The sequence below is a fragment of the Comamonas sp. genome (assembly GCF_036666375.1).
Classification (GTDB): Bacteria; Pseudomonadota; Gammaproteobacteria; order Burkholderiales; family Burkholderiaceae_C; genus Comamonas.
Genome location: NZ_JAVWWA010000023.1, coordinates 1 through 6502, shown reverse-complemented (window position 1 = coordinate 6502; position 6502 = coordinate 1). Strand labels below are relative to the sequence as shown.

Here is a 6502-nt window from a genome sequence, read left to right as displayed (position 1 = left end):
GCGCTGGCCGGCGCGCAAGGCCAGCTGGCCGATCGCAAATGGCTGGAACGCGCCAAGGGCATCGTTGCCGATGCGCGCGGCACCAGCGAAGACGAAGCCTTCACTTTCCTGCGCAATGCCGCGATGCACGCCAGCCTCAAGCTGTCCGATATCTCGCGCTCGGTGGTCGAGACCGCGTTCTGGGCCGAATCGCTGAACCAGGCAGGCCAGCTGCGCATGCTGTCGCAGCGCATCGTGCGCCTGGCCGCGCAGTCGCTGCTGGGCGTCGATCGCCACCGCGCGCGCACGCTCAAGCAGGCGTCGATCGAAAGCGTGCAGGCCAGGCTGCACTTCCTGCAGACCGTGCCGCATACCCATGCGCTGACGCCGGCGGTGCAGGCCGCGCTGACGCTGGTGGTGCAGTCCTGGCACCAGATGGAACTGGTGCTGGCCGAGAAAACCGGGCTCGAGATGCTGCGCCAGCTCGACAGGCAGGCCGAGCAGCTGCTAGGGCATGCCGAGGCGCTGGTGCAGGCGCTGGAGAACGCCTCGGGCCGGCGCGCGCTGACGGTGATCAATCTCTGCGGGCGCCAGCGCATGCTGGTGCAGCGCCTGGGCAAGACCGCGCTGCTGGGCGAATTGCTGCAGGAGCCGTCGCTGCACGCCATGCAGGCGGAAATGCGCTCGGAGCTCGAAGTCGCGCTGCTGAAGATGGAGATGACGCCGCTGTCCAGCCCGGAAATCATGATGAGCCTGCGCGAGTCGCGCCGCGCCTGGCTGCATCTGCAGGCCGGGCTCAAGGAACTGGATTCGGTGGAGAACAAGATGGCGCTGTGCCGCTGCTGCGACAGCCTGCATGACAACTTCGATCAGCTGACGCTGCTCTATGAGAAGAGCCTGCAACTGCTGATGTCGTGAAGCCTGGGCAAAGCGCGCACGATTCTTGCTCAGTGAGTGCATGCAGCCCACACCGCAATGCCGCGGGCCGGGCTGCAGGAAAACAACGACGTCTACGTCTGGCCCTGCCGCGCAAGCGGCGCGCGCCAGCGTAGGCGTTTTCTTTTGCACGGAGAATATTCGATGGCGGGATTTCGCAGCTTTTTGCAAGCCGGGCATGCACCAACCTTGGGCGCGGCCTTCTTCTACTTCGCCTGCTCTTGCGGCATCTGGGTCATCAACGGCGCGATGGCACCGTTCATCAGCGAGAGCTTCAATCTGACGCCCGCGCAAAAGGGGCTGATGCTGTCGATTCCCATCGTTGCCGGCTCGCTGATGCGCTTTCCGCTGGGACTGCTGGCCCAGTACATAGGGCGCAAGAACGCGACGCTGGTCGAGATGGTGGGCATTGCCCTGGCCATGCTCTACGGCTACTTCGCCGTCGACTCGTTCAACGACCTGCTGGCCATGGGCGTGCTGCTGGGCATCGCGGGTGCAAGCTTCGGCGTCGCGCTGTCGCTGGGCTCGGGCTCGTTCCCGCCGCGCTACAAGGGTCTGGCCATGGGCCTGGTGGGCGCGGGCAACATAGGCACGGCCGTGGCCGCGCTGCTGGCGCCGCCGCTGGCCCAGGCCTATGGCTGGCAGACGGTCTACGGCTTCGCGGCGCTGGGCATTCTGCTGCCCATGGCGGTGATGATTGTCTTTGCGCGCGAGCCCGAGGACCGCGCCGAGCACGCCACCATGCGCGAGCACGCGGCCTGCCTGTTCGAGAAGGACGGCTGGGCGTTCAGCCTGATCTACGCCGTGACTTTCGGCGGCTTCATCGGCCTGGCGACTTTCCTGCCCAGCTATTTCTACGATCAGTTCGGCGTGAGCAAGGTCGAGGCCGGGCAGCTGACGATGCTGGCGGCGTTCATGGGCGCGATGACACGCATCTTCGGCGGCTGGCTGTCGGACCATTGGGGCGGCATCAACACGCTCACCGCCGTGCTGGTGGTGATCTGCGCGAGCCTGCTGCTGTGCGGCCTGAGCAGCGCCTCGCTGCCGCTGACCATGCTGTCGTTCCTGGTGTGCTTCGCGGCGCTGGGCGCGGGCAATGGCGCGCTGTTCCAGCTGGTGCCGCTGCGCTGGCCCACGACCACGGCCGTGGCCGGCTCGATGATAGGCGAAATCGGCGCGCTCGGCGGCGGCCTGATTCCCGCCAGCATGGGCTTGTCGCAGCAGTACACCGGCAGCTACTTCTCGGGCTTTGCGCTGTTTGCGTTCTTCGCGCTGGTGATGCTGGTGATGCTGCGCTTCATGCAGATCCGCTGGACGCGCACCTGGGCGGAAAAGGGCGGGCGCGCGCGCGTTGCCGCCTGATGTTCGCCGCTCTCAGCGCGGCAGGAACAGTATCCAGTAGACCAGCGCGGCGTTGAGCACGGCGCTGAACGCCAGCGCCGCCTTCCAGGCAAAGGCCGGATCGCGCGCCGCCAACGGGCTGCCGGCTGCCGGCGGCAAGGGGCGGGCCGCGCCGCGCTCCAGCGCCAGCAGCAGTTCCTCGGCGGTCTCGAAGCGCTGGGCTGCTGTGCGCGCCACGGCCTTGAGCACGATGGCGTCCAGCCAGATCGGCACCTGCGGGTTGTGCCGGCTGGGCGCCACCGGGTCGCGCCAGTAACGCCCGCGCTGGTAGGCAATGACTTCGCCGTAGGGCAGTCGGCCACCCGTGAGCAACTGATAGAGCGTCACGCCCAGCGCGAACAGATCGGTGCCGGCATCGGCGGGCAGCGGCGGGTCGTCCCATTGCTCGGGATTGACATAGCTGGCCGTGCCCGCGTGCAGCGTGCGCACGGCTTCGGGCTCGCGCCCGGTCAGCGCCACGCCCAGGTCGAGCAGGCGCAACTGGCCGTCGCGGCCGTAATGCAGATTGGCCGGCTTCACATCGCGGTGTATCACGCCCTGGCGGTGCAGTCCGCCGAGCACGCGCGCGGCCTGCTGGGCAATCGCCAGCACCTGCGCCACATTGGGCCTATGCTTTTGCTCTATCCACTGCGCCAGCGTCTCGCCGTCCAGCCACTCATACAGCAGATAGAAGGCCGAAGGCTCGGCGACCAGCGGCGCGTGCAGCCGCACCAGATGCTGGGCCGTGGGCCCGGTCTGCAGATGGCGCGCGACCCAGGCTTCGTGCGCCAGCGCCGCCCATTCGTGGCGGTCATGCGCGCGCTGCGGGTGCAGGGTCTTGAGCGCGAACTGCTGGCCGCTGGCTGCATGCAGCACGCGGTAGACGCGGTAGATGCCGCTGTCGGCCGCCAGGCCCTCGACGCGCAGGCCGTCAACGACTGCGCCGGGTTTGAGCAGCGGCAATGCGGGCAGGGCCTGGGCGCGGCGCGTGGTGTCCTCGAGCGTGGCATCGTTGACGCCCAGCACGCGCACCACCACGGCGCTGAGGTTGTCGCGGCTGCCCTGGCGCTCGGCGGCCTCGGCCAGGCTTTCGGCCAGCGCCTGGGCCGGCTCTTCTGCCGCCCACTGCGCGATCTGCCGCGGGCGGATGTCGTTGTGGATGCCGTCGGACAGCAGCACGAAGATATCGCCGGCCAGCACCTCGCCCTGGCGGTAATCGATGGTCACGCGGTCTTCCAGGCCTATGGCGCGCGTGAGTCTGTGGGCGAAGTCGACGCCGCCCATCACATGGTCTTCGGTCAACTGCTCGATCTGCCCCTGGCGCAGCAGATAGGCTCGCGTATCGCCCACATGCGCCAGCGTATAGCTCTGGCCGCGCAGCACCAGCGCCGTCAGCGTGGTCAGTCCATAGGCGGGCTGGCGCCGCCGATTGACGCCGTAGAGCCAGGCGTTCTGCGCGCCGATGATGCGGTCCAGCGCCACCGTCGGCTCCCAGGTGGCTGGCGTGCAGAAGAAGTCATTGGCCAGACTCGTCACCGTGGTCTGCGCGGCTTCGCGCCCCCAGCCGCCGGCGCTCACGCCATCGGCCACGGCGGCCAGCATGCCGGCGCCGTCGCCCGGCATCTGCACCGCGGCAAAGTCTTCGTTCACCGCTGCGCGTCCGGGGCGCGAGACCCATCCAATGTCGAGTTCAAAAGGCATGGGAGTGATTGTGACCAGGAAAACGCGTGGCGGGGCGTGCCCGAAACGGTGCGTGGTGCGCGTGGCTTGCACTGCATTGATGCATGCGGGTGCGTGTTCTAGTGCACTTCGCCTATCTCCATGGCAGGCCGTTCATCCTTCGACAAGCTCAGGACGAACGGAATCCCGGCAGCGGCTTCCACTTCTTCTCCCCGTTCGTGGTGAGCCTGCCTCGCCGGCCGCGTCTAAGGATGAACGGCCCGCCCTATAAAAAAGACGCAAATCTCCCTGGCACAAAACCTGCTTGACCCATCCCGACGATGCGGGGTAGCGATGCCCTCGTCACCCAGGACAAAGGCGTCCGCAACTTTTCCAGTGCACTCCGTGCCTGTATCCGTTGCGGGCGCCTTTTTTTTTCGAACCGGAGCACAGCGCTCCACCACCGTCGAAGGAAGTCGCATGCCCCACGCGACCCATAAAACACCGATGAAGTTGTTGATTGCCGGCAATGGCATGGTGGGCCACCGCTATGTCGAAGCCCTGATCGAACGCTATCCCGACCTGCCCGCGGCCGGCCTCGAAGTCACCGTGCTGGGCGAGGAGCCGCGCCCGGCCTACGACCGCGTGCACCTGTCCGACTTCTTCAGCGGCCGCGGCGCCGACGATCTGTCGCTGGTGCCGGCGGGCTTCTACGACCGTCCCGGCCTCACGCTGCGACTCAACGCGCGCGTCGCCTCGATAGAGCGCCGCAACCACACGCTGCAACTCGCCGATGGCGAGGAGCTGGCCTATGACAAGCTGGTGCTGGCCACGGGCTCGTCGCCTTTCGTTCCGGGCGTTCCCGGCCGCGACCGGCCGCATTGCTTTGTCTACCGCACCATCGAAGACCTCGAAGGCATGCTGGCCTCGGGCGCCAAGTCCAAGAGCGGCGTGGTAGTGGGCGGCGGCCTGCTGGGCCTGGAATGCGCCAAGGCGCTGCGCGACATGGGCCTGCAGACCCATGTGGTGGAGTTCGCGCCGCGGCTGATGATGGTCCAGGTCGACGAAGGCGGCGGGCGCGTGCTGCGCACCAAGATCGAGGCGCTGGGCGTGCAGGTGCACACCAGCCGCAACACGGTGGAGATCACCGCCGGCGCGACGGCGCGCCACCGCATGGTGTTTGCCGACGGCAGCTACCTCGAGACCGACATGATCGTGTTCTCGGCCGGCATTCGCCCGCGCGACGAACTCGCGCGCCAGAGCCTGCTGGCGCTGGGCCCGCGCGGCGGCATCGTGGTCGACGACCACTGCCGCACCAGCGACCACGACATCTACGCGATTGGCGAATGCGCGGCCTGGCAGGAGCAGGTGTTCGGCCTGGTCGCGCCGGGCTACGACATGGCGCGCGTCGCCGCCGGCCATCTGGCCGGTGACGTGGACGCGGCGTTTCGCGGCGCCGACATGAGCACCAAGCTCAAGCTCATGGGCGTGGACGTGGCGAGCATCGGCGACGCGCTGGGCCGGGCGCCGGGCAGCCGCAACTTCAGCTACACCGACGAACTGCTGCAGGTCTACAAGAAGATCGTCGTCAGCGAGGACGGCAAGCGCCTGCTGGGCGCGGTGCTGGTGGGCGATGCGTCGGAATACGGCACGCTGCTGCAGATGGCGCTCAACGCCATGCCCCTGCCCGCATCGCCCGGCCTGCTGATACTGCCGGCCACCGATGGCGCGGCCAAGCCCGGCCTGGGCGTGGACGCGCTGCCCGACGCCGCCGTGCTGTGCTCGTGCAACAACGTCAGCAAGGGCCAGCTGTGCGCGGCCATCGCTGGCGGCGTGCAGAACATTGGCGATCTGAAAGCCTGCACCAAGGCCGGGACGTCCTGCGGCGGCTGCGTGCCCCTGGTCACCCAGGTGCTCAAGGCCGAACTCAAGCGCCAGGGCGTGGCCGTGAACAACCACCTGTGCGAGCATTTCCCGTACTCGCGCCAGGAGCTCTACCACCTGGTGCGCGTGGGCGAAATCCGCACCTTCGCGCAGCTGCTGGCCCAGCACGGCAAGGGCCATGGCTGCGACATCTGCAAGCCCACGGCCGCGAACATCCTGGCGAGCTGCTGGAACGACTTCGTTCTTGACCGCAACGGCGCGCCGCTGCAGGACAGCAACGACTACTTCCTGGGCAATATCCAGAAGGACGGCACCTATTCCATCGTGCCGCGCGTGGCCGCGGGCGAGATCACGCCCGACCAGCTGATCGTCATCGGCCAGGTCGCCAAGCACTACGGCCTCTACACCAAGATCACCGGCGGCCAGCGCATCGACATGTTCGGCGCCCAGGTGCACGAGCTGCCGCTGATCTGGCGCGAACTCGTGGACGCGGGCTTCGAGTCGGGCCATGCCTATGGCAAGTCGCTGCGCACCGTCAAGAGCTGCGTGGGCTCGACCTGGTGCCGCTACGGCGTGGACGACAGCGTGGGCCTGGCAATCGAGCTCGAGAACCGCTACAAGGGCCTGCGCTCGCCGCACAAGATCAAGTTCGGCGTCTCCGGCT

Annotated in this window: 4 protein-coding genes; 3 read left to right on the top strand and 1 reads right to left on the bottom strand. The window is 67.7% G+C overall.

The window, feature by feature from the left end; translation table 11 throughout:
* Both RR928_RS08115 and RR928_RS08110 read left to right on the top strand, forming a co-directional pair.
* On the top strand, positions 1–897 hold an 897-nt coding region (locus tag RR928_RS08115; RefSeq protein ID WP_332682085.1), incomplete at its 5' end, for a type IV pili methyl-accepting chemotaxis transducer N-terminal domain-containing protein.
* A 162-nt stretch (positions 898–1059) separates the two neighbouring features.
* On the top strand, positions 1060–2277 hold the full coding sequence (locus RR928_RS08110) for an MFS transporter (protein ID WP_332536406.1): 1218 nt from the start codon (positions 1060–1062) through the stop codon (positions 2275–2277).
* A gap of 12 nt (positions 2278–2289) precedes the next feature.
* On the opposite strand, the gene RR928_RS08105 is transcribed toward RR928_RS08110, so the two are convergent.
* Complete coding sequence (locus RR928_RS08105; protein ID WP_332536408.1) at positions 2290–3996, bottom strand: bifunctional protein-serine/threonine kinase/phosphatase; 1707 nt, start codon at positions 3994–3996, stop codon at positions 2290–2292.
* Positions 3997–4461: 465 nt separating this feature from the next.
* Between RR928_RS08105 and nirB the strand changes: the two genes are divergently transcribed.
* On the top strand, positions 4462–6502 hold a 2041-nt coding region (nirB, locus tag RR928_RS08100), incomplete at its 3' end, for a nitrite reductase large subunit NirB (RefSeq protein WP_332682083.1).